General features: G+C 74.9%; 19 protein-coding genes and 1 pseudogene. 12 read left to right on the top strand and 8 right to left on the bottom strand.

Annotation, left to right across the window (positions count from 1 at the left end):
- The first annotated feature begins 9 nt into the window (after positions 1-9).
- Genes ACWEFJ_RS16705 through ACWEFJ_RS16690 form a run of 4 tightly spaced genes read left to right on the top strand, consistent with a single transcriptional unit; the run spans position 10 to position 4,109 of the window.
- Entirely contained in the window at positions 10-1,296 is a 1,287-nt protein-coding gene (locus ACWEFJ_RS16705; protein WP_449714245.1) for an ABC transporter substrate-binding protein, read from the top strand.
- A gap of 11 nt (positions 1,297-1,307) precedes the next feature.
- Positions 1,308-2,237 carry a carbohydrate ABC transporter permease gene (locus ACWEFJ_RS16700; protein WP_449714244.1) on the top strand — a complete coding sequence of 310 codons (930 nt, stop codon included), beginning with the start codon at positions 1,308-1,310 and terminating at the stop codon, positions 2,235-2,237.
- On the top strand, positions 2,234-3,079 hold the full coding sequence (locus ACWEFJ_RS16695) for a carbohydrate ABC transporter permease (RefSeq protein ID WP_449714243.1): 846 nt from the start codon (positions 2,234-2,236) through the stop codon (positions 3,077-3,079). Before ACWEFJ_RS16700 ends, ACWEFJ_RS16695 begins: the two co-directional genes overlap by 4 nt.
- Before the next feature lie 7 nt (positions 3,080-3,086).
- The gene (locus ACWEFJ_RS16690) at positions 3,087-4,109 is read left to right on the top strand and encodes a LacI family DNA-binding transcriptional regulator (protein WP_378093563.1); all 1,023 of its coding nucleotides are present in this window, start codon (positions 3,087-3,089) and stop codon (positions 4,107-4,109) included.
- Between the two features lie 31 nt (positions 4,110-4,140).
- Here ACWEFJ_RS16690 and ACWEFJ_RS16685 read toward each other — a convergent pair whose 3' ends face one another.
- From ACWEFJ_RS16685 to ACWEFJ_RS16665, 5 genes are all read right to left on the bottom strand, one after another.
- Positions 4,141-5,616, bottom strand: coding sequence for a hypothetical protein (locus ACWEFJ_RS16685; RefSeq protein ID WP_449714242.1), 1,476 nt, complete (start codon positions 5,614-5,616; stop codon positions 4,141-4,143).
- Positions 5,617-5,666: 50 nt separating this feature from the next.
- Complete coding sequence (locus ACWEFJ_RS16680; RefSeq protein WP_378093559.1) at positions 5,667-6,311, bottom strand: response regulator; 645 nt, start codon at positions 6,309-6,311, stop codon at positions 5,667-5,669.
- On the bottom strand, positions 6,308-7,393 hold the full coding sequence (locus tag ACWEFJ_RS16675) for a sensor histidine kinase (protein WP_449714241.1): 1,086 nt from the start codon (positions 7,391-7,393) through the stop codon (positions 6,308-6,310). Before ACWEFJ_RS16675 ends, ACWEFJ_RS16680 begins: the two co-directional genes overlap by 4 nt.
- Positions 7,394-7,405: 12 nt before the next feature.
- Positions 7,406-8,812: an alpha/beta hydrolase gene (locus ACWEFJ_RS16670; RefSeq protein WP_449714240.1), complete on the bottom strand. Its 1,407-nt coding sequence runs from the start codon at positions 8,810-8,812 to the stop codon at positions 7,406-7,408.
- Between the two features lie 195 nt (positions 8,813-9,007).
- Positions 9,008-9,628 (bottom strand): GTP cyclohydrolase II, encoded by a 621-nt coding sequence (locus ACWEFJ_RS16665; protein ID WP_449714239.1) that lies wholly within the window; start codon positions 9,626-9,628, stop codon positions 9,008-9,010.
- Between the two features lie 87 nt (positions 9,629-9,715).
- Between ACWEFJ_RS16665 and ACWEFJ_RS16660 the strand changes: the two genes are divergently transcribed.
- The 4 genes and pseudogenes from ACWEFJ_RS16660 to ACWEFJ_RS16645 form a co-directional block, all read left to right on the top strand.
- Positions 9,716-10,114, top strand: coding sequence for a 6-pyruvoyl trahydropterin synthase family protein (locus ACWEFJ_RS16660; RefSeq protein ID WP_449714313.1), 399 nt, complete (start codon positions 9,716-9,718; stop codon positions 10,112-10,114).
- The gene (locus ACWEFJ_RS16655; RefSeq protein ID WP_449714238.1) at positions 10,111-11,130 is read left to right on the top strand and encodes a glycosyltransferase family 4 protein; all 1,020 of its coding nucleotides are present in this window, start codon (positions 10,111-10,113) and stop codon (positions 11,128-11,130) included. Before ACWEFJ_RS16660 ends, ACWEFJ_RS16655 begins: the two co-directional genes overlap by 4 nt.
- The gene (locus tag ACWEFJ_RS16650; RefSeq protein WP_449714237.1) at positions 11,127-11,912 is read left to right on the top strand and encodes a class I SAM-dependent methyltransferase; all 786 of its coding nucleotides are present in this window, start codon (positions 11,127-11,129) and stop codon (positions 11,910-11,912) included. Before ACWEFJ_RS16655 ends, ACWEFJ_RS16650 begins: the two co-directional genes overlap by 4 nt.
- Positions 11,913-12,018: 106 nt before the next feature.
- Positions 12,019-12,858 (top strand): annotated as a pseudogene (locus tag ACWEFJ_RS16645) (lysylphosphatidylglycerol synthase domain-containing protein); the annotation flags it as partial.
- An 82-nt stretch (positions 12,859-12,940) separates the two neighbouring features.
- On the opposite strand, the gene ACWEFJ_RS16640 reads toward ACWEFJ_RS16645, so the two are convergent.
- Both ACWEFJ_RS16640 and ACWEFJ_RS16635 read right to left on the bottom strand, forming a co-directional pair.
- On the bottom strand, positions 12,941-13,624 hold the full coding sequence (locus ACWEFJ_RS16640; protein ID WP_449714236.1) for a creatininase family protein: 684 nt from the start codon (positions 13,622-13,624) through the stop codon (positions 12,941-12,943).
- Positions 13,611-14,588 carry a dehydrogenase gene (locus ACWEFJ_RS16635; RefSeq protein ID WP_449714235.1) on the bottom strand — a complete coding sequence of 326 codons (978 nt, stop codon included), beginning with the start codon at positions 14,586-14,588 and terminating at the stop codon, positions 13,611-13,613. Before ACWEFJ_RS16635 ends, ACWEFJ_RS16640 begins: the two co-directional genes overlap by 14 nt.
- A gap of 32 nt (positions 14,589-14,620) precedes the next feature.
- On the opposite strand from ACWEFJ_RS16635, the gene ACWEFJ_RS16630 reads away from it, so the two are divergent.
- Positions 14,621-15,337 carry a CDP-alcohol phosphatidyltransferase family protein gene (locus ACWEFJ_RS16630; RefSeq protein ID WP_449714234.1) on the top strand — a complete coding sequence of 239 codons (717 nt, stop codon included), beginning with the start codon at positions 14,621-14,623 and terminating at the stop codon, positions 15,335-15,337.
- Positions 15,330-15,731 carry a DoxX family protein gene (locus tag ACWEFJ_RS16625; protein WP_449714233.1) on the top strand — a complete coding sequence of 134 codons (402 nt, stop codon included), beginning with the start codon at positions 15,330-15,332 and terminating at the stop codon, positions 15,729-15,731. Before ACWEFJ_RS16630 ends, ACWEFJ_RS16625 begins: the two co-directional genes overlap by 8 nt.
- On the opposite strand, the gene ACWEFJ_RS16620 is transcribed toward ACWEFJ_RS16625, so the two are convergent.
- On the bottom strand, positions 15,713-16,384 hold the full coding sequence (locus ACWEFJ_RS16620) for a RibD family protein (protein WP_449714232.1): 672 nt from the start codon (positions 16,382-16,384) through the stop codon (positions 15,713-15,715). The genes ACWEFJ_RS16625 and ACWEFJ_RS16620 overlap by 19 nt on opposite strands.
- Before the next feature lie 136 nt (positions 16,385-16,520).
- On the opposite strand from ACWEFJ_RS16620, the gene ACWEFJ_RS16615 reads away from it, so the two are divergent.
- Both ACWEFJ_RS16615 and ACWEFJ_RS16610 read left to right on the top strand, forming a co-directional pair.
- Positions 16,521-18,140, top strand: coding sequence for a sulfatase-like hydrolase/transferase (locus tag ACWEFJ_RS16615; protein ID WP_449714231.1), 1,620 nt, complete (start codon positions 16,521-16,523; stop codon positions 18,138-18,140).
- A 54-nt stretch (positions 18,141-18,194) separates the two neighbouring features.
- A complete protein-coding gene (locus ACWEFJ_RS16610) occupies positions 18,195-19,568 on the top strand; it encodes a serine hydrolase (RefSeq protein ID WP_449714230.1) in 1,374 nt (457 codons plus the stop codon).
- Positions 19,569-19,592: the final 24 nt, after the last annotated feature.

Here is a 19,592-nt window from a genome sequence, read left to right as displayed (position 1 = left end):
GGAGACCCCATGCGACTCGACATCGCGAAGAAGGCCGCGGCCATCGGGCTCGGCCTCGCCCTGATCGCCGGCTGCGGCGGCGGTACCGAGCAGACCACCGACGGCCCGGTCGAACTGTCCTTCTGGGCCTGGGCGCCCGACATCGACAAGGTCGTCGACAAGTGGAACGCGAGCCACCCGGACGTGAAGGTCGTGGTGAGCAAGCAGGCCCAGGGCGACGAGCTGGTGACCAAGCTCCTCACCGCCGCGAAGGGCGGCAACCCGCCGGACCTCGCGCAGGTGGAGTTCCAGTCGCTGCCCACGCTGGTCAGCAACGACGTGGTGGCCGACATCTCCGAGGGCGCCGCCGCGGCCGAGGACGAGTTCGCCCCCGGCGTCTGGGACCAGGTGACGCTCGGCGGCGCGGGCGTCTACGCCGTGCCGCAGGACTCCGGCCCGATGATGTTCTACTACCGCGCCGACCTGTTCGAGCAGTACGGCCTGAAGGTGCCGACCACGTGGGACGAGTACGCGCAGACCGCGCGCGACCTGCGGGCCAAGGCGCCGGACAAGTTCCTGGGCACGTTCTCCTCCAACGACCCCGGCTGGTTCGCGGGCCTCGTGCAGCAGGCGGGCGGCTCGTGGTGGTCGGTCGACGGCGACACCTGGAAGGTCTCCGTGGACGACGCGGCCACCAGGAAGGTCGCGCAGTACTGGAGCGGCCTGATCGCCGAGGGCGCGATCGACAAGTCCCCGATGTACACGCCGGAGTGGAACAAGGCGCTCAACGACGGCGTGCAGATCGGCTGGCTCAGCGCGGTGTGGGCGCCGGGCGTGCTGAAGGGCAACGCGGAGGGCACGCTGGGCAAGTGGGCGATGGCCCCGATGCCGCAGTGGGACGCGGCGAAGCCGCGCACCGGCAGCTGGGGCGGCTCCACCACGGCGGTGACCGAGGGGTCGAAGCACCGCAAGGCGGCCACCGAGTTCGCGGTGTGGCTGAACACCGCCCCGGAGGCGGTCGCGGGCCTGGTCACCGAGAGCGCCGTCTACCCGGCGGCCACCTCGGCGCAGGAGGCGCTGAAGAACCCGCCCGCGTTCTTCCCGAACCAGCCGGACTTCTACACCCGGGCCGCGGAGATCGCCGCCACGTCGGCCGGCTTCACCTGGGGCCCGAACGTCAACGTCACCTACACCGCGTACCGCAACGCGATGGGCGAGGCGATCAGCTCCGGCGCGGACCTGGTGCCCGCGTTGGCGAAGATGCAGTCCGCCACCGTGGACGACATGAAGGCCAACGGCTTCACCGTGGGCAACTGAGGAGCCCGCCCGTGACGTCGACACGCGTGCCCGGGCGGGGCGGCACGGCGCCGAGGCTGGCGCCGTACGCCTTCGTGGCCCCGGCGGTGGTGCTGTTCCTGCTGGTGTTCGCGCTGCCCATCGGCTACACCCTGTACCTGAGCCTGTTCCGCACCGAGGTGAAGGGCCTGGGGCTGGGCCGGGGCAGCCGCTCCGAGGTGTTCGCGGGCCTGGACAACTACGTGCGGGCCCTCACCGACGCCGAGCTGGGCGCGGGCGCGCTGCGGGTGTTCGGGTACGGCGCGATCCTCGTGCCCGCCATGCTGGGCCTGGCGCTGGTGTTCGCGCTCCTGCTGGACGAGGAGCGGGTGCGGGCCCGCGGGTTCAGCCGGATCGCGATCTTCCTGCCGTACGCGGTGCCGGTCGTCATCGCGTCCCTGCTGTGGGGCTTCCTGTACCTGCCGGGGACGAGCCCGCTCAACCAGCTGCTGCGCGAGCTGTCGCTGCCCGGCGTGGACCTGCTGTCGCCGACCGGGATCTACTTCGCGCTGGCCAACATCGCGGTGTGGGGCGGCGTCGGCTACAACATGGTCGTCCTCTACACCGCGCTGCGGTCGATCCCGCGCGACCTGTACGAGGCGGCCCGGATCGACGGCTGCACGCCGTGGCAGGTCGCGATCCGGATCAAGATCCCGCTGCTGGCGCCGGCGCTCGTGCTCACGTCGTTCTTCTCGATCATCGCGACGCTCCAGGTGTTCGTCGAGCCGACCACGCTGGCGCCGCTGACCAACTCGCTCTCGCTCACCTGGACGCCGTTGATGAAGGTCTACCAGGACGCGTTCGGCCGCGGTGACATCCACTCCGCGGCCGCCACGTCGGTGCTGATCGCCGTGGTGATGTCGGTGATCTCGTTCGGCCTGCTGCGGCTGACCCGGACGCGGGCGTTCGGGGGTGAGCGGTGAGCGCCGCGGTCCGCGCGCGGTGGGGCGGGTTCCCGACGGTGGTGCTGCTGCTCGGCGCGGCGTACTGCCTGTTCCCGGTGGCCTGGGTGCTGGTGGCGGCGACCAAGAGCAGCGGCGAGCTGTTCTCCACCACCACGTTCTCGCCCGGGTCGTCGCTGGTGGCCAACCTGGTCGAGCTGAACGGCTACCGGGACGGCATGTTCTGGCAGTGGATGGCGAACTCGGCACTGTACGCGGGGGTGGGCGCGCTGCTGTCCGCCGCGCTGTCCGGTGTGACGGGGTACGCGCTGGCCAAGTACGCGTTCCCCGGCCGGGCGCTGATCTTCAACACGCTGCTGGCGGGCGTGCTCGTGCCCGCCGTGGTGCTGGCCATCCCGCAGTACCTGCTGCTGTCGGAGGTCGGCCTGACCGACACCTACCTGTCCGTGCTGGTGCCGGGCGTGATCAGCCCGTACGGCATCTACCTGGCCCGCGTGTACGCCGGCGCGGCCGTGCCCGAGGACGTGGTCGAGGCGGCCCGCACGGACGGGGCGGGCGAGCTGCGCATCCTGACCTCGATCGCGCTGCCGATGATGGTCCCGGGCCTGGTCACCGTGTTCCTGTTCCAGTTCGTGTCGATCTGGAACAACTTCATGCTGCCCTACATCATGCTGGGCGACGACGGGAAGTTCCCGATCACGCTCGGCCTCTACACGATGCTCAAGCAGGGCAACACCACGCCCGCGCTGTACACGCTCGTGATCACCGGCGCGCTGGTGTCGGTGCTGCCTCTGATCGCGCTGTTCCTCACCTTGCAGAGATACTGGCGCATCGACTTGCTCTCCGGAGCGGTGAAGACATGAGGGAGTCATGAGCGTCGAGCGCAGCAAGGCGGCGCGGCACCGGCCGACCATCCACGACGTGGCGGCGGCGGCCGGCGTGTCCCGCGGCACGGTCTCGCGCGCGCTCAACGGCGGCCGCAACGTCAGCCCGGCGGCGCTGGAGGCGGTGCTGAAGGCCGTGCGGACCACCGGGTACGTCGCCAACCCGGCCGCCCGCAGCCTGGTCACGCAGCGGGCGCACTCGGTGGCGTTCGTGCTCACCGAGCCGCAGCAGCGGCTGTTCGAGGACCCGAACTTCAGCATCCTGCTCCAGGGCTGCACGCAGGAGCTGGCCGAGCTGGACGTGCCGGTGCTGCTCATGACCGCGAGCACGGAGGTGGAGCGCAAGCGGACCAGCCGGTTCATCGCCGCCGGGCACGTGGACGGCGTGCTGCTGGTGTCCTCGCACACCGGCAACCCGCTGATCCACGACCTGCACGACTCGGGCATCCCGGTGGTCGCCTGCGGCAAACCGCTCGGGCACGAGGGCCACGTCGCGTACGCGGCGGCCGACGACCGGTCGGGCGCGCGGTCCATGGTCGAGCACCTGCGGTCGCGCGGCAGGCGGCGGATCGCCACCATCACCGGCCCGCCGGACACGCCGGGCGGCGTGGAGCGGCTGGCCGGGTACCGGGACGTGCTCGGCGCGGAGGCCACGCCGGACCTGATCGCGCACGGCGACTACAGCCGTGCCGGTGGTGAGGCGGCGATGGCGGCGCTGCTGGAGCGCGCGCCGGACCTGGACGCCGTGTTCGTGGCGTCCGACCTGATGGCGGCCGGCGCGCTCAACGTGCTGCACGACTCCGGGCGACGGGTGCCGGAGGACGTGGCGGTCGGCGGTTTCGACGACTCCAGCATCGCCACCTCCACCCGGCCCGCGCTGACCACGGTGCGGCAGCCGTTCCAGCGCATCACGCGCGAGATGGTGCGGCTGCTGCTGGAGCAGATCCGGGGCGAGCCGCCCGCCGCGGCGATCCTGCCGACCGAGCTGGTGGTGCGCGCTTCGACGTGACGCGCCCGTCGCCGTTGACGGGCGCCACGCGTCACCGGGGGCCGAAGGTCAGGCAGAGGCGGAGCGGGTGCTCGCCCCAGGTGTTCATCGCGTACATGGCGAGCAGGCCGCCCGCCTCGACCGACTCGCGGGTCGCCGGTGCGGTCACCGCCGCGGTGCCCTGCCACATCGGGGTGTCCGGGGGTGGCGGCGGTGCGGTGCGGGCGGTCGCGACCGGCCTGCCCTCGTGCTCCTCGACGGCCAGCAGCACGTACGGCTCCGCGAGGTCGCCGTTGTGGGTGCCGGGTTCGAGGGTGACGTGCTCGCCGCGTTCGGCCGCCGCGAGGCTGATCCGGCCGAGCCGGCAAAAGGCATCCAGCAGCGTGTCGGTGGTCAGCGCCTGGTGCGCCTCCTGGCCGCTCACGCGGGTGAGCCGGACGACGGAGCCGCCGGTGCTGCCGTCCTCCGCGCGGTAGCGGTCCAGCAGCGTGATCGTGGCCGAGGAGGCGTCCAGGGCGACCAGGTCGCGGAACCGGCGGTCGGTGAGCGGGGTGCGGGCCAGCGCGCCCAGGCCGAGCTTGTCGAGCACGGCCTCGGGGTCGGACATCCGCCAGAACGTGCACTGCTCGCCCACCCACAGCGGCAGGTAGCCGCCGATGGGCAGGCCGGGCACGACCGTGGTCAGGGTCGAGCCGACGGCGGGGCCGGGCGGTGCGGCGGGGTTCGAGGGTTCCGGTGCGGCGGGTTCCGGTTCCGGTGCGGCGGGGGATTCGCCGGGCGGGGTGAAGTCGGCGGGAGGCGTCGGGGTCGGCGGCGCGGTGAAGTCGGCGGGGGACGTCGGCCCGGTGACGTCGGCGCTGGTGTCGGCGGCGCCGGTGTCGGCGGGGGGCTGGGGCGCGGGGGCCTGGGCGGCGGGAGGCTGGGCGGCGGGAGGCTGGGCGGCCGGGCGGAACGGGGGCAGGGCGGCGAAGCGGGGGTCCACGCGGGCGGTGCGGACCACGTGGTGCGCCCAGGCCCGGAGGCGGGACAGCGGGTGGTCGGCGAACTGCGGGTCGAAGCGCGGGTCGTCGCCCGCGTGGAACGGCAGCCGGCCCTGCACCTCCGGCGCGTACGGGTGGGGCATGACCCAGTTCTCGAAGCCGAGCTGCGCCACCAGCACCGCCTCGCGCATGCCGGTCATGCCGCGTTCGGCCGCCTGGAGCTTCAGCACGGCGCTGCTGTCGGCCTTGGGCACGGTGAACGAGCCGAGGAACACCTGGCCGGACGGCTGGTTCGGCAGGGGCACCTTGACCACCTGGAGCAGCGCCGGCACGTCGCCCAGCCGCACCACGTGGGCCTCGATCAGGCACCCCACCTCGCCGACCACGACCGCCAGGTCGTGCCGCAGCTTCGGCAGGTCGTCCAGCGACGCGGGCAGGTCCGGCACCAGGTCGAAGTAGCTGAGGGTGACCTGGTCGCCGTTGCCCGGGTTGAACCAGGTCGCTCGGTCGTGTTGTTGCCAGCCGGTCGTGTCGAATGCGATGGGCACCCACCGAACCCTATGGGGTGGCGCCGACGGCGCGCACCGCGCGTCGATCGCTACCGGCCGAGGCCGTGCTCGTAGGCGTAGATCACCGCGTGCACGCGGGTGCGCAGGCCCAGCTTGGTCAGGATGCGCGCGACGTGCGTCTTCACCGTGCCCTCCTCGATGGTCAGCGCGGCGGCGATCTCCGCGTTGCTCAACCCGCGCACCACGTGCGCCAGCACCTCGTGCTCGCGCGGCGTGAGCCGGTCCGCCGCGGGTGGCGCGGGTCGGGGCGAGAGCTGGGCGAAGCGGGCGATGAGCCGTCCGGTGACCTTCGGGTCGATCAGGCCGCGCCCCTCGTGCAGGCTCCGCACCGCCTCCAGCAGCCGGGCCGGGTCGCTCTCCTTGAGCAGGAAGCCGGACGCGCCCGCCGCCAACGCGCCGAACAGGTACTCGTCCAGGTCGAACGTGGTCAGCGCGAGGATCTTCGGCGCGGCGGCGGTCGCGGTGAGGCGGGTGATCGCGGCGATGCCGTCGCCGTGCGGCATCCGCAGGTCCATCACCACCACGTCGGGCCGGCGGGTCAGCGCCACGTGCACCGCCTCGACCCCGGTGGCGGCCTCGCCGACCACCTCGATGTCCGGTTCGCCGTCGAGGACCATCCGCAGCGCTTCCCGCACCGGGTCCTGGTCGTCGGCCACGAGCACCCGAATGGTCACCGCGTCGTCCTCCCCGTCGGCAGTTCCGCCCGCACCCGCCAGCCCCGCGGCCCGTCCGGTCCGACCGCGAGGGTGCCGCCCACCAGCCCCACCCGTTCCCGCATGCCCCGGATGCCCTGCCCCTCCAGGTGCGGTCGCACCGCGGGCGGCCCGTCGTCGACCACCGTGACGACCAGCCGGTCCCGCTCCCGGCGCAGCCGGACGTCCACCTCGGCCGCGGTCGAGTGGCGGACGGCGTTCGTCAGCGCCTCCTGCACCACCCGGTACGCGGTGTGGTCGACGGCGGGCGGCAGCGGCGCGTCCGGCCCGGACCGGCGCACCGTGACGCGGCGGTCCGGGCCGGAGAGCCGTGCGGCCAGGTGGTCCAGCTCGGCCAGGCCCGCGCCGGACGGCGCCTCCCGCAACGCGCCCAGCAGCTCGCGCACCTCGTGCAGCGCGGACAGCGACAGGTCGGCGATCGTGCCCAGAGCGCGGTCGGCGACCGGGGGAGCGCCCGCGAGCGCCCGCCGGGCGGCGGTGGCCTGCCACCGGATCGCGGTGAGGTGGTGGCCGACGCTGTCGTGCACGTCCCGGGCGAGCTGGGCGCGTTCCTCGGCCAGCACCCGGTCCGCTTCCGCGCGTTGCACCCGCAGCGTCTGCGCGGCCCGCTCGCGGTGCAGCCGCAACGCGTAACCGGTCGCCACCGGCGCGACGCCCATCACCACCAGGTCGGTGATCGTGAAGACCCGCACCGGGCTGCCCGCGATGGCGGCGCTGACCAGCACCCAGCCCGCGCACACCGCCAGCACCAGCACCGGGCCGCGGTCGCGGTGGTAGACCGCCGCGCAGAACGCGCCCATCGTGACCAGCATCCCCGGCCACGCGGGCAGGAACCCGAGGCCGCCGAGCCCGACCACCGCCGACAGCACCGCACCGGTCAGCGGCAGCACGCGCCGCAACAGCAACGGCAGGCTGACGCACAGGCTCGACCCGATCAGGACCGCGGGGGCCGGCGGCGGCACCCCGCGGCCCTCCCACAGGGTCAGCAGCACCAGCAGCGCCGTGACGCCCACGACGAGCAGGACTTCCCGGACGAGTCGCATGACCGCCATGGTCTACGCGACGCCGCAGGCCGTGCCCTCGGGTGGGAGCGCGCCGGTGGTCAGGTAGCGGTGGACGTGCTCCCGGACGCACGGGTGGCCGCTGAGGTACAGGGCGTGGCCGCCCTGCACGGGCAGGTAGCGGGCGTTGCCGAGCTGTGCCGCGACGCGTCGTGCGTCCAGGGGCGGTGTGGTGCTGTCGTGCGCCCCGCTCGCGATCAGGATCGGCGGCAGACCGCGCACGTGCAGCCGGTGCGGCGGGTACGTGCCGGTGCCGGGGAGCCCGGCGCAGTGGTAGGCCATGGGCCACGTGGCGACCCACCCGATGTGCGGCGTGATCGCGCGCAGCTCGGCCTCCCACGCCTTGAGCACCCGGTAGTCCGACGGGTAGGGGAAGTCGGCGCAGAACGCGATCCGGGACAGGTCGGGGTCGCGGCCGCCGGCCGGCTGCTCGGCGAACCGGGTGGCGTCGCCCGCGTGCGCCTCGGCGATGGACCGGGCCAGGTCCGGCCACTCCCCCTCGAACGCCGGGTTGGTGCGCGACACGATCCGGGAGGCGTTCACGGTGGTGCCCGCGCCGGGGATCGGTTCCCGCGCGGCGCGGGCGAGCAGGTCGTCCCAGACGGCGAGCGTGTCGCGGCCGTGCAGGGCGCAGGTCGGCTCGCCGGCGCACCACTCGGCGAACCGCTCCATGTCGCGCTCCATGGTCCGGGCGCGGGGCACGAGCCAGTCGGTCCAGGAGCGGGTGGTGTGGTCCAGCACGCTGTCCAGGTACATCCGGCCGACGCGGTGCGGGAAGAACTGCGCGTAGGACTGCGCGTACACGGTGCCGTAGGAGTTGCCGTAGTAGTTCAGCCTGGTCTGGCCCAGCGCGGCCCGGAGCGCGTCGAGGTCCCGGGCGACCTGCCAGGAGTCGAGCCGGCCCGCGAGCGGCCCGGCCGCCCGGCCGCAGTCGACGCCGAACCGGTGGTTGGCCGCGCGGTACCGCTCGTAGGTGGCCTGGTCGGGCGAGGCCCACTCCAGGTTCTCCGGCAGCGGCGCGGGGTACGGGCAGGTGATCCCGGCGCTGGTCTCGAACCCGCGCGGGTCGGCGACGACGACGTCGAACCACCGGGTCAGGTCGGTGAACGCGTCCTTGGCGACGCGCAGCACGGAGACCTGCTGCGCCGGGCCGCCGAGGTTGACCACCAGCACGCCCCTCTTCGTCGCCTGGTCGCGGGCGGGCAGGCGGGCGACGCCGAGCGCGATCGTGCCGCCGCGCGGCTCGCGCCAGTCCACGGGGACGGTGACCTCGCCGCACTGCAACCCGTCACCGCAGTCGGTCCACGAGAGCGCGCGTGCGGCGTGCGCGACGCCCGGCGCGACGGTGAGCGCGGTGAGCAGGCAGACCGCCCCGACCACGCCCTTCATCGTTCTCCTCATGCGCCCCAGCGTCGCCGGGCCACCCGCCACCGGTCGTCTGCCTTCCGACAGATCTTCCGCGTGAGTCGAACCCTCACGTCCCGTGTGTCGAACGCTCGGGACCCGTGAGTTCCACGTTCAGGACGGCCGCGGGGGTACCCGAGCGTGGAATTCGGGGTACGCGAGCGTTCGACACTTGGGGCCCGGGGGTTCGACTCACGCGGGGTCGGGGACTTGGGGCAGGTCGTGGCCCAGTCGGTCGCGCTTGGCGATCAGGTAGCCGACGTTGTGCGGGTTGGGCGGCGCCAGGTGCGGCACGCGGGCGGACACCTCGACGCCGTTGGCCCGCAGGGCCAGCACCTTGTCCGGGTTGTTCGACATCAGCCGCACGGACGAGACGCCCAGGTGCCGCAGCACGCGCGCGGCGGGCGCGTAGTCCCGCACGTCCACCGGCAGGCCCAGCGCGGTCGCGGAGTCGAGCGTGTCCAGGCCCTGCTCGTCCTGCAGCACGTGCGTGCGCACCTTGGCCACGAGCCCGATGCCACGCCCCTCGTGACCGCGCAGGTAGACCAGGACGCCGCCGCCCTCGGCGACGATCCGGTCCAGCGCCGCGCCGAGCTGGTCGCCGCACTCGCAGCGCAGCGCGCCGAAGAGGTCGCCGGTCAGGCACTCGGAGTGCACGCGGACCAGCACGTCCTCGCACCCCGCCGGCCGGCCGTGCACCAGCGCCAGGTGCTCGTGCCCGCCGTCGCGGAACGCCACCGCGCGGAACGCCCCCCGGCGCGTGACCAGGTCGGACTCCGCCACGTCCTCGTCGTCGAAGGCTGTCTCGCGCATCCGGCTCCCTCGTCACCCGGCGACGGCGGGGCGTTCACTACGCTCGGCCGGACCTGCACCGTAGCCCGCAACTCCGCGGAGGTCACCCTGTTCAGCATCACCGTTCGCGATCACGTGATGGTCGCCCACAGCTTCCGCGGCGAGGTCTTCGGTCCCGCGCAACGGCTGCACGGCGCGACGTTCGTGGTGGACGCGAAGTTCACGCGGGCCGAACTGGACGCCGACAACATCGTGGTCGACATCGGACTCGCGACCGAGCGGCTGCGCGAGGTGCTCGGCGCGCTCAACTACCGCAACCTCGACGACGTGCCCGAGTTCGCCGGGATCAACACCTCCACCGAGTTCCTCGCCCGGCACGTCGCCGACCGGCTCGCCGACGCCGTCCACGCGGGACGGCTCGGCGAGGGCGCGCGGGGCCTGGCGTCCATCGGGGTCACGTTGCACGAGTCGCACGTCGCGTGGGCGAGCTACGAACGGCCGCTGTGACCCTCCACTTCGTCCTGCCCGACGGCGTGGACGACCCGCGCTCGCCCAGCGGCGGCAACACCTACGACCGCCGCGCGGTCCACGCCCTCCGCGCGCGGGGGACGGACGTGCGCGAGGTAGCGGTGCCCGGCACGTGGCCGCGCCCGGACGACCACGCCCGCCGGCACCTGGGACGGGCGTTGGCCGCGATCGCCGACGGCGCGGTCGTGCTGCTGGACGGTCTGGTGGCGTGCGGCGTGCCGGACGTGGTGACGCCGCACGCCGGCCGGCTCCGGCTGGTGGTGCTCGTGCACCTGCCGCTGGCCGACGAGACGGGCCTGGCGGCCGACGTGGCGGCCCGGCTGGACGCCGCCGAACGGGCGTGCCTGCGCGCGGTCGACGCGGTCGTGGCCACGAGCCCGTCCGCGGCCCGGCGGCTCGCCGCGCGGCACGGGCTGGAGCGCGTCCACGTCGCCGAGCCCGGCACCGACCCCGCACCGCTCGCGACGGGCACGGACGGCGTCTCGCGGTTGCTGTGCGTGGCGTCGCTGACCCCGCGCAAGGGGCACGACGTGCTGGTGCGCGCCCTGGCCTCGGTGGCGGACCTGCCGTGGACCTGCGCGTTCGTCGGGCCGGTGCGCGAGCCGGTCGACGGGCTGATCACCCGGCACGGCCTCGGGTCGCGGATCGAGGTGACCGGTCCGCTCGCCGGCGCGGCGCTGGCGCGGGCGTACGCGACGGCGGACCTGTTCGTGCTGGCGTCGCGGGCCGAGACGTACGGCATGGTGGTGACCGAGGCGCTGGCGCGGGGCGTGCCGGTGGTGGCCAGCGCCGTGCCGGACGCGCTCGGCGACGGCGGGCTGCTCCTGCCGCCGGGCGACGCGCCGGCGTTCGGCCGCGCGTTGCGGCGCTGGCTCACGGACGAGGCGTGGCGGCGTGACCTGCGCGCCCGTGCTTCGGCGCGCCGCGGCGGGCTGTCCACTTGGGACGCGACGGCCGAGGCCCTGGCGGCGGTGCCGGCTACCCTGCGGCCATGAGCACCTTCGCACCGGAATGGCTGTCCCTGCGCGAGAAGGCCGACGCCGAGGCCCGTGCGCTCGACCTGGTCGAGCGGGTCCGGGAGATCGATCTGAACCGCGACCCCCTCGTGGTGCGTGATCTCGGGTGTGGAACGGGTTCGTTGGGACGGTGGCTCGCCGGGCGGCTGGGCGGTCCGCAGCACTGGGTGCTGCACGACCGCGACCCCAGGCTGCTCAGCATCGCGGCGGCGACCATGAGCGGGGTGACGATCGAGACGCACGAGGGCGACGTCACCGCGTTGACCGCCGCCGACCTGGCCGGGACGTCGCTGGTCACCGCGTCGGCGCTGCTCGACCTGCTGACGGCGGGCGAGGTGGACGCGCTGGCGGCGGCGTGCGTCGGCGCGGGCTGCCCGGCGTTGTTCACGCTGTCCGTGACGGGTCGGGTGGAGTTCGACCCGGCCGAGCCGCTGGACCAGGACTTCGCGGCCGCGTTCAACGCCCACCAGCGGCGGGTCGTGGACGGGCGGCGGCTGCTCGGGCCGGACGCGGTGGAGGCGGCGGCCGAGGCGTTCGCGCGGCGGGGCGCGGAGGTGGTGACGAGCCCCAGCCCGTGGCGGTTGGGCGCGGACCAGGCGGCGCTGGCGGGGGAGTGGCTGCGCGGGTGGGTGGACGCGGCGGTCGAGCACGAGCCCCGGCTGGCCGCCGACGCGCCCGGCTACGTGTGGCGCAAGCTCGACCACGGCCCCCTGGTCGTGGTGCACCACACCGACCTGCTGGCAGTGCCGCGCCGTGGTTGAGGCGGGGTGGGGACCTTCGGCGGCTCGGCGCGGTGCCGCGGCGTGTGTGGCGGCGCGCCGTGGCTGAAGCCGGCGCGGCACGCGTGGCGGTGTCCGGCGCGTTGCCGTGGGTGCGGCCCGCGGTGCCGGGGTGAAGTCGGCGGTGCGGCGCGCGTGGCCGTGGGTGAGGGTGGTGGCGGCGGTCGCCGTGTTGGCGCTCCTGGGGTGGCGGTGGGGCGCGGACGCCTTCCTGGCCGGCCTGCGGGCCGTGGACGGGTGGGCGGTGGTCGGGGCGCTCGGCATCGGGCTGGTCTCGACGGTGGCCAGTGCCTGGCGTTGGTGCCTGGTCGCCCGCCGCCTCGGCCTCCCGCTCACCCTCCGCGCCGCCGTGCCCGACTACTACCGCGCGCTCCTGCTCAACGCCGTGCTGCCCGCCGGCGTCCTCGGCGACGTGCACCGGGCGGTCGGCCACGGGCACCGGTCGGGCGACCTCGGCCGCGGCGTGCGGGCGGTGGTGTTCGAGCGGTGCGCGGGACAGGTCGTGCTGGTCGCGGCGGCGCTCGTGGCGCTCTGCGCCGGGGTCGTGCCGGTCGGGCTGCCCGACCTCCGCGTGCCCGCGCTCCTGGTCGCGGCGGTCGCGCTCCTGGTCGTGGCGGTCGCGGTCGTGGCCGGGCGGTCGCGGCGGGTCCGGCGGGCGGTCCGGGCCACCTGGCGGGACGCCCGCGCCGGCCTGGTGAACCGCGAGGTGCTGCCGAAGGCGGCCCTGCTGTCCGTCGCCGCGCTGGCCGGGCACGTGGCGTTGTTCCTCCTCGCCGCCCGGACGGCGGGCGTCGACGCGCCCCTCGGCCGGCTCGTGCCCCTGGCGGTGCTCGCCCTGCTGGTGATGGCCGTGCCGCTGAACGTCGGCGGCTTCGGGCCGCGGGAGGCGTTCCTGGCGGTGGCGTTCGGCGCGGCCGGGCTCGGCGCGGCCCAGGGGCTGGCGACGGGTGTCGTCCACGGCGTGCTGGCGATGGTCGGCAGCCTGCCCGGCGTGCTCGCGCTGGGCCGCTTCAGAACACCGCGAGGCACGACCCGAACGCCTCGACCAGCCGCGCGAGCACGGCCCGGCCCTTGTCGGCTGACGCCAGCGACGGCCGCCCCACCACGCCCGACGACGTGTACGGCGCGAGCCCGAGCGTGAGCAGGTGCGGTCGGTCGTCGGCCAGGTGGTCGCCCCGCTCGTAGCCGGGCTTCACCAGGTCCGGGTGGGCGTGCAGGAGGATCGACGTCTCCAGCTCGCCCGCGTGCATGTCGCCGTGCGCCGTGGTCGCCAGCCCGGCGGCCGCGCGGGCCGCGCTCCAGTCGCCGCCGCCGGGGAACAACGCCATCCCCTCGGCCTCCTGCACGACGTTGGCCAGCACGTAGTTGCCGCCGTGCCCGTTGACCAGCACCAGGTTCGGCACGCCGGACCGGCGCAGCGAGTTCGCGACGTCCCGCACCACCGCGTGCAGCGTCCGCGCCGAGATGCTCACCGTGCCCGGCCAGGCCGCGTGCTCGTGCGAGCACGAGATCGTGATCGGCGGGAGCAGCTGCACCGGGTGCGCGTCCGCGACGGCCCGCGCGATCGTGCACGCGACGACCGTGTCCGTGGCCAGCGGCAGGTACGGGCCGTGCTGCTCGTGGCTGCCGACGGGCAGCACCGCCACGGTCGCCGCGCGCCGCCGCACGTCCTCGGTGGTGTCAGGCAGGTACATGCCCGGCACCGTAGTCAACGCGGTGGCACAGGGCCGGGAGCGCGCCGCTCGCCAGCCGCGGCAGCACGGACGGCAGGTCCTCGAACCGGCTCGCGCCGGTGATCAGCGCGTCGAACGCGGGGTCGGCCAGCAGCTCCAGGGCCAGGGCCATCCGCTCGGCGTGCGTGCGGTCGGGCCGCGCGACCACGCCCACCTGGCTGCCGACCAGCCGCAGCCGGCGCGAGTGGAACGACTCGCCCAGCGCCACCGCGACCGGGCGGTCGCCGTACCAGCTCAGCTCCACCACCCGGCCCTCGGGCGCGAGCAGCTCCAACGACCGGGCCAGCCCCTCCTCCGACGCGCTCGCGTGCACCACCAGGTCGCAGTCGCCCGCCGCCTCGTCCGGGGAGGCGAACCCGACGCCGAGCGCCGCCGCCACGGCCGCCCGCGCCGGGTCGGCGTCGACCAGTTGCAGCCGCACGCCGGGGAACCGGGCCAGCAGCGCGGCCACGCAGCACCCCACCATCCCGCCGCCGACGACCGCGACCCGGTCGCCGACCAGCGGCCGGGCGTCCCACAGCGCGTTGACCGCCGTCTCCACCGTCCCGGCCAGCACGGCCCGCCCGGCGGGCACCGCGTCCGGCACGGGCGTCACCGCGGCGGCGGGCACCACGTAGTGCGTCTGGTGCGGGTAGAGGCAGAACACCGTGCGGCCGAGCAGCGGTCCCCGTTCGACCACGCCCACGTTGAGGTAGCCGTACTTCACCGGCCACGGGAAGTCGCCGTCCTGGAACGGGGCCCGCATCACCGCGCGCTGGCCCGCCGGCACGCCGCCGCGCAGCACCAGGCTCTCCGTGCCCCGGCTGACGCCCGTGTGCAGCGTCCGGACCAGCACCTCGCCCGGTCCGGGCTCGGGCAGCGCGACCGGCCGCACCTCGCACTTCCCGGCCGCGGTGAACCAGAGGGCCCTCGCCGTGCGTGTCACCTGTCAAACCTCCGAACACGACGAGGGGCGCGATGACGACACTCCACCACACCGCGGCCGGTGACGCGGAACCCCTCGCCTGGGCGGGCGGGCAGGTGCTCCTGCTGGGCGTGCTGGAGGGCACGGTCGGGCTGGGGCCGCTCGGCTGGCTCGCGGGCCTCGCCTACGCCGTCGCGACCCCGGTGCTGCTCGGCGGCGCGCTCCGGCGGTCGGAACGGGGCGTGCTCGGGCCGGCCGACCGGGTGACGCTCGCCCGGGGGCTGTTGGTCGGCGGCGTGACGGCGCTGGTGGCGGACGGCGGTCCCGCGGCCCTGCTGGTGCCGCTGGCCGCCGTCGCGCTCGCGCTCGACTTCGTCGACGGCCGGGTCGCGCGGCGCACCGGCACGGCGTCCCCGCTGGGCGCGCGCTTCGACATGGAGGTCGACGCGTTCCTGATCCTCGTGCTGAGCGTGCGCGTCGCGGCGGAGTTCGGTCCGTGGGTGCTGGTCGTGGGCGCGCTGCGGTACGCGTTCGTGGCGGCCTCCTGGGGTTTGGCGTGGCTGCGCGGTCCGCTGCCGCCGAGTTGGGCGCGCAAGGTCGTGGCCGCGGTGCAGGGCGTCATGCTCACGGCCGCCGCCTCCGGTTGGATGCCGCACGCGGGCGTCCTGGTCGCGCTCGCGCTGGTGTCGCTCGTCTGGTCGTTCGGCCGCGACATCGCCCGGTTGTGGCGCGGTGCCCCGGCCCCGGTGGAAGGGATCAACCATGTCTGACGCGGCTCGGGTGGACGTCGCCCGCGGTGTCGGGAACGTCGTCCTGTGGGTGGCGCAGGTGGGGCTGGCGGCGTACTTCGCCTACAGCGGGGTGTCGCTGCTCGGGGACGACTTCGTCGGCAAGTTCGACCGGATCGGGCTCGGGCAGTGGCTGCGGTACGTGACGGGCGCGCTGGAGCTCGCGGGCGCGCTCGGCCTGCTCGTGCCGCGGCTGTGCGGGCTCGCCGCGGCGGGCCTGGCCGGCGTGATGGCCGGCGCGGTGGCCACGGAGCTGGTCATCCTGCGCGACACCGGAGGCGCGGTGCTGCCCGCGGCGCTGCTGGCGGTGGCGGCGGTGATCGCGTGGTTCCGCCGCGACGCGGTCCGCGCCGCCGTTCAGCGCTTCGGGAAGTAGCGCAGCACGACGACGTCGCCCAGCCTGGTCACGTCCTCCAGGTGGAACCGCCGCGCCGGACCGCCGGGGAACTCGGCCGGGTTCACGAACCGCGGCGCGGCGGCCTGGCCGATCAGCATCGGCGCGACGGCCATCCGCAGCTCGTCGGCCAGCCCGGCGGCCAGGAACGCGGTGTGGATCGTGCCGCCGCCCTCCACCATGAGCCGGTCCACGCCCCGCTCGCCGAGGTCGTCCAGCAGCGCGCCGAAGTCGACGGACGGGCCGAGCGACACCACGTCCGCCACGTGGCCGACGGCGGCGGCCGCCCGCCGATGCCCGGGTTCGGCGGTGTAGACGACCTTGTCGCCGCCGTGGTGCCAGAACCGCAGGCCCGGGTCGAGGTCGCCGGTGCCGGTGACGGTCACCTTCACCGGGTACTCGGGCCGGCCGGACGCGACCCGGGCGGCGCGCCGGCGCGCGCAGTTGACCAGCAGGCGCGGGTTGTCGCGGCGGACGGTCCCCGCGCCGACGAGGATCGCGCCGGACTCCGCGCGCACCTGGTCGACGTGGTCGAAGTCCTCCGCGTTGGACAGCGGGAACCGTTGCGCGCCGTGGTCGTCGATGTAGCCGTCCACGCTGACGGCGACGCTGAGCAGGACGTACGGACGGGTCACCGCCTCACCGTACCGACGGCCGCGCGGCGGTCGTGGCTCCGGCGCTGCGGCCGGTCCGCCCTGGCGCGGGTGGTCCCGGGTGAACCGCGCCGGGTGTGCTCGCGTTGTACCGGGTGGGACGACCGGAGAGGACCGCATGACCGACACCGTGGACCGTCGTGGCCGTCGGGTCGCGGTCACCGCCCTGGCCTCGGTGTTCGTGCTGCTGGCCCTGGTCACGCCCGGCGACTTCGACTCGGTGACGCCCCTGTCGTTCCTGCGCTTCCCGGTCGAGGGGCTGCTCGGCGTGGCGCTGGTGCTGGTCCTGCCCGCACGGGCGCGACCCGTGGCGGCGGCGGTCGGCGGCGCGGGCCTCGGCGTGGTGTTCCTGGTGAAGCTGCTGGACATCGGGTTCGACGCGGTGCTGTACCGGCCGTTCGACCTGGTGCTCGACTGGCCGTTGCTGGGGCCGGCGGTGGACTACGTGGACGTGACGGCGGGGCGGTTCGCGGCGGTGGCGGTCGTGGTGGTGGCCGTGCTGCTCGCGCTCGCGGTGGTGTTCCTGATGGCGCGGTCCGCGGTGCGGCTCGGCGGTGTGGTGGCGCGGCGGCGCGGGGCGGCCGCGCGGGCGGTCGCGGTGCTGGCCGTCGCGTGGGTCGCGCTCGCCGTGCCGGGTGTGCGGATCACGCACGTCGGGCCGATCGCGTCGGGCAGCACGGCGGAGTTCCTCTACGACCACGCGCGCCAGGTGGGCGTGGGGCTGCGGGACCGGGAGGAGTTCGAGGCGGAGTCGGCGGTGGACGCGTTCGGCGGCACGGCGGGCGGCGAGCTGCTGACCGCGTTGCGGGGCAAGGACGTCGTGGTGGCGTTCGTGGAGAGCTACGGCCGGGCCGCGGTGGAGCACCCCGGCATCGCGCCGCTCCTGCGCCCGGCGCTCGACGCGGGCGGGCGGCGGTTGGCGGCGGCCGGGTACTCGGCGCGCAGCGCATACCTCACCTCGCCCACGGCGGGCGGCGGGAGCTGGCTCGCCCAGGCCACCCTGCTGTCCGGGCTGTGGGTCGACAACCAGCAGCGCTACCGCACCCTGCTGGCGGGCGACCGGCTGACGCTGGGCGGCGCGTTCCGGCGCGCGGGCTGGCGGTCGGTCGGCGTCATGCCCGGCATCACGCAGGCGTGGCCGGAGGGCGCGTTCTTCGACTACGACCGGGTCTACGCGCTCGACGACCTCGGCTACCGGGGCCCGCGCTTCGGCTACGCCGCCGTGCCCGACGAGTTCACCCTGGCGCGGTTCCAGCAGTTCGAGCGGGCGGGGGCGCACGCGCCGGTGATGGCCGTGATCCCGCTGCTGTCCAGCCACGCGCCGTGGTCGCCGTCCCCGGCGGCGGTCGGCTGGGACGCCCTCGGCGACGGCTCGGTCTACCACTCGATGACGTCGGGCGAGGCCCCGGCGGAGGACGTGTTCGGCCGCGACCCGGCGGCGGTGCGCGCCGACTACGCGCGGACCGTCGCGTACTCGGTGAACACCCTCGTCTCGTACGTCGAGACCTACGGGGACGACGACCTCGTCCTGGTGTTCCTGGGCGACCACCAACCCGCGCCGTTCGTGACCGGTCCCGGGGCTGGGCGCGACGTGCCGGTCACGGTCGTGGCGCGCGACCCCGCCGTGACGGCCCGGGTCGCCGCCAGGGGCTGGACCGACGGGCTCGCGCCGTCACCGCAGGCCCCCGTGCGGCCGATGAACGCGTTCCGGGACCAGTTCCTGGGCACGTTCTCCTGACTGCGCCGCGGTGACGGATGCACTACCGTCCGCAGCGGCAACCGGAGGTGCCCGATGACGACCGTTCGGCACGCGTTGATCGCCGTCGTCGCGGTGGTGGTGACGACGACGCCGGCCGGGGCGACGGGCGGTGACGCCCTGGCCGAGTCGCTGCGGCAGGCCGTGGTGGCGCAGGACTTCAAGGACGTGCTCGACCTGACGCCGCCGGCGGCGACGGCCTCACGGGCGGGCGCGCCGGAGAAGCACGACCCGTTGCCCGCCGGGGAGGTCGTCCGGCCGGCCGAGCCGAAACCGCTGCACCAGACGCCGAACCTGGACCTGGCGGTGATCGCGCTCGACCGCCTCGGCCGGCCCACCGCGATGGCGGACGTGCTGCTCAGCCCGCAGTACCCGAACGGCGTCGTGGTGCCGCTGGACCGGCGGACCCTGTCCACCGACCAGGTCCGCTACCGCTGGTGGGACGACACCGAGTGGGACGTCAACGGCGGTCGGGGCACGCGCGACGTGCTCGCCGGCCGGGAGGGCGCGCCGATCGACTTCACCTCGCCGTACCCGGCGTCGGTGCTCAAGCTCATGGTCGGCTTCGGCGTGCTGCGGCTGGCCGACCAGGGGCGGGTGGACCTGGACGCGGTCTACGACTACTCGCCCGTGACACCGCACCCGGTGTGCGGCGGGCCGTCCGCCGAGGTGGTCCGGTGGCACTTCGACCGGATGATCACCATGTCGCGCAACGAGTCCACCTGCGCGTTGATCAAGATGCTGCACGACCTGGGCGCGTGGGACGAGGTCAACCGGACGTTCGCGGAGCTGGGCATGCCGACGCTCATGGTCACCGGCACCGACCCGGGCAACGGCGGCCGGTGGATCGGGTCGAACATGGGCGCCATCGACACCGCGAAGCTGCTGCTGCTGGTCAACGGCGGGCCCGGCGTCCTGTGGGTCACCGAGGCGGGTGTGGAGGTGACCGCCGACCGGCTCGGCGCGGCGTCCCGCGCGCAGTTCCTGGCGTCGTTGGCCGACCAGGGCCACAACGAGATGCTGTCCACCACGAACCACTGCGGACGCGACTACCCGGCGCAGGGCATCCCCCAGCTCACGCCGCCGCGCTGGGTCGGGCCGGACGGCACGGTGACCGTGGGGCCGGCCGTGTACGACAGCGACGTGCGGCCGTGCGACGCGGTGGCGCAGGTGGCGTTCGGCCACAAGACGGGGTGGGTGGACACGAGCGCCGCCGACGCGGGCATCGTGAAGTCCCTGCCGGGCGGGGCGGAACGGCACTACGTCGTGGTCGCGTTCGGCAACCTGGGCACCGACTACGTCGACCGCCACCGCCCGGCCGACCGCCCCGGCGTCTTCCCCGTGCTCTACACCGAGAAGTACGCGAAGCTGGGCGCGGCCGTCGACCGGATCATGACGACGCCGCGCTGACGCGCGTCACCCGATCGGAAATCC

Source organism: Actinosynnema sp. NPDC004786, from assembly GCF_053601135.1.
The sequence above is the reverse complement of the archived record's forward strand: the minus strand, read 5'-3'. Positions and strand labels throughout refer to the sequence as shown.

Excerpts from the sequence above, each read along its gene's own strand:
- ACWEFJ_RS16705 (WP_449714245.1), top strand. The coding sequence starts at position 10 with ATGCGACTCGACATCGCGAAGAAGGCCGCGGCCATCGGGCTCGGCCTC.
- ACWEFJ_RS16670 (WP_449714240.1), bottom strand. The coding sequence starts at position 8,812 with ATGAGGAGAACGATGAAGGGCGTGGTCGGGGCGGTCTGCCTGCTCACC.
- ACWEFJ_RS16650 (WP_449714237.1), top strand. The coding sequence starts at position 11,127 with ATGAGCACCTTCGCACCGGAATGGCTGTCCCTGCGCGAGAAGGCCGAC.
- ACWEFJ_RS16610 (WP_449714230.1), top strand. The coding sequence starts at position 18,195 with ATGACGACCGTTCGGCACGCGTTGATCGCCGTCGTCGCGGTGGTGGTG.
- ACWEFJ_RS16665 (WP_449714239.1), bottom strand. The coding sequence starts at position 9,628 with ATGCGCGAGACAGCCTTCGACGACGAGGACGTGGCGGAGTCCGACCTG.
- ACWEFJ_RS16690 (WP_378093563.1), top strand. The coding sequence starts at position 3,087 with ATGAGCGTCGAGCGCAGCAAGGCGGCGCGGCACCGGCCGACCATCCAC.
- ACWEFJ_RS16625 (WP_449714233.1), top strand. The coding sequence starts at position 15,330 with ATGTCTGACGCGGCTCGGGTGGACGTCGCCCGCGGTGTCGGGAACGTC.
- ACWEFJ_RS16630 (WP_449714234.1), top strand. The coding sequence starts at position 14,621 with ATGACGACACTCCACCACACCGCGGCCGGTGACGCGGAACCCCTCGCC.
- ACWEFJ_RS16615 (WP_449714231.1), top strand. The coding sequence starts at position 16,521 with ATGACCGACACCGTGGACCGTCGTGGCCGTCGGGTCGCGGTCACCGCC.
- ACWEFJ_RS16640 (WP_449714236.1), bottom strand. The coding sequence starts at position 13,624 with ATGTACCTGCCTGACACCACCGAGGACGTGCGGCGGCGCGCGGCGACC.
- ACWEFJ_RS16675 (WP_449714241.1), bottom strand. The coding sequence starts at position 7,393 with ATGCGACTCGTCCGGGAAGTCCTGCTCGTCGTGGGCGTCACGGCGCTG.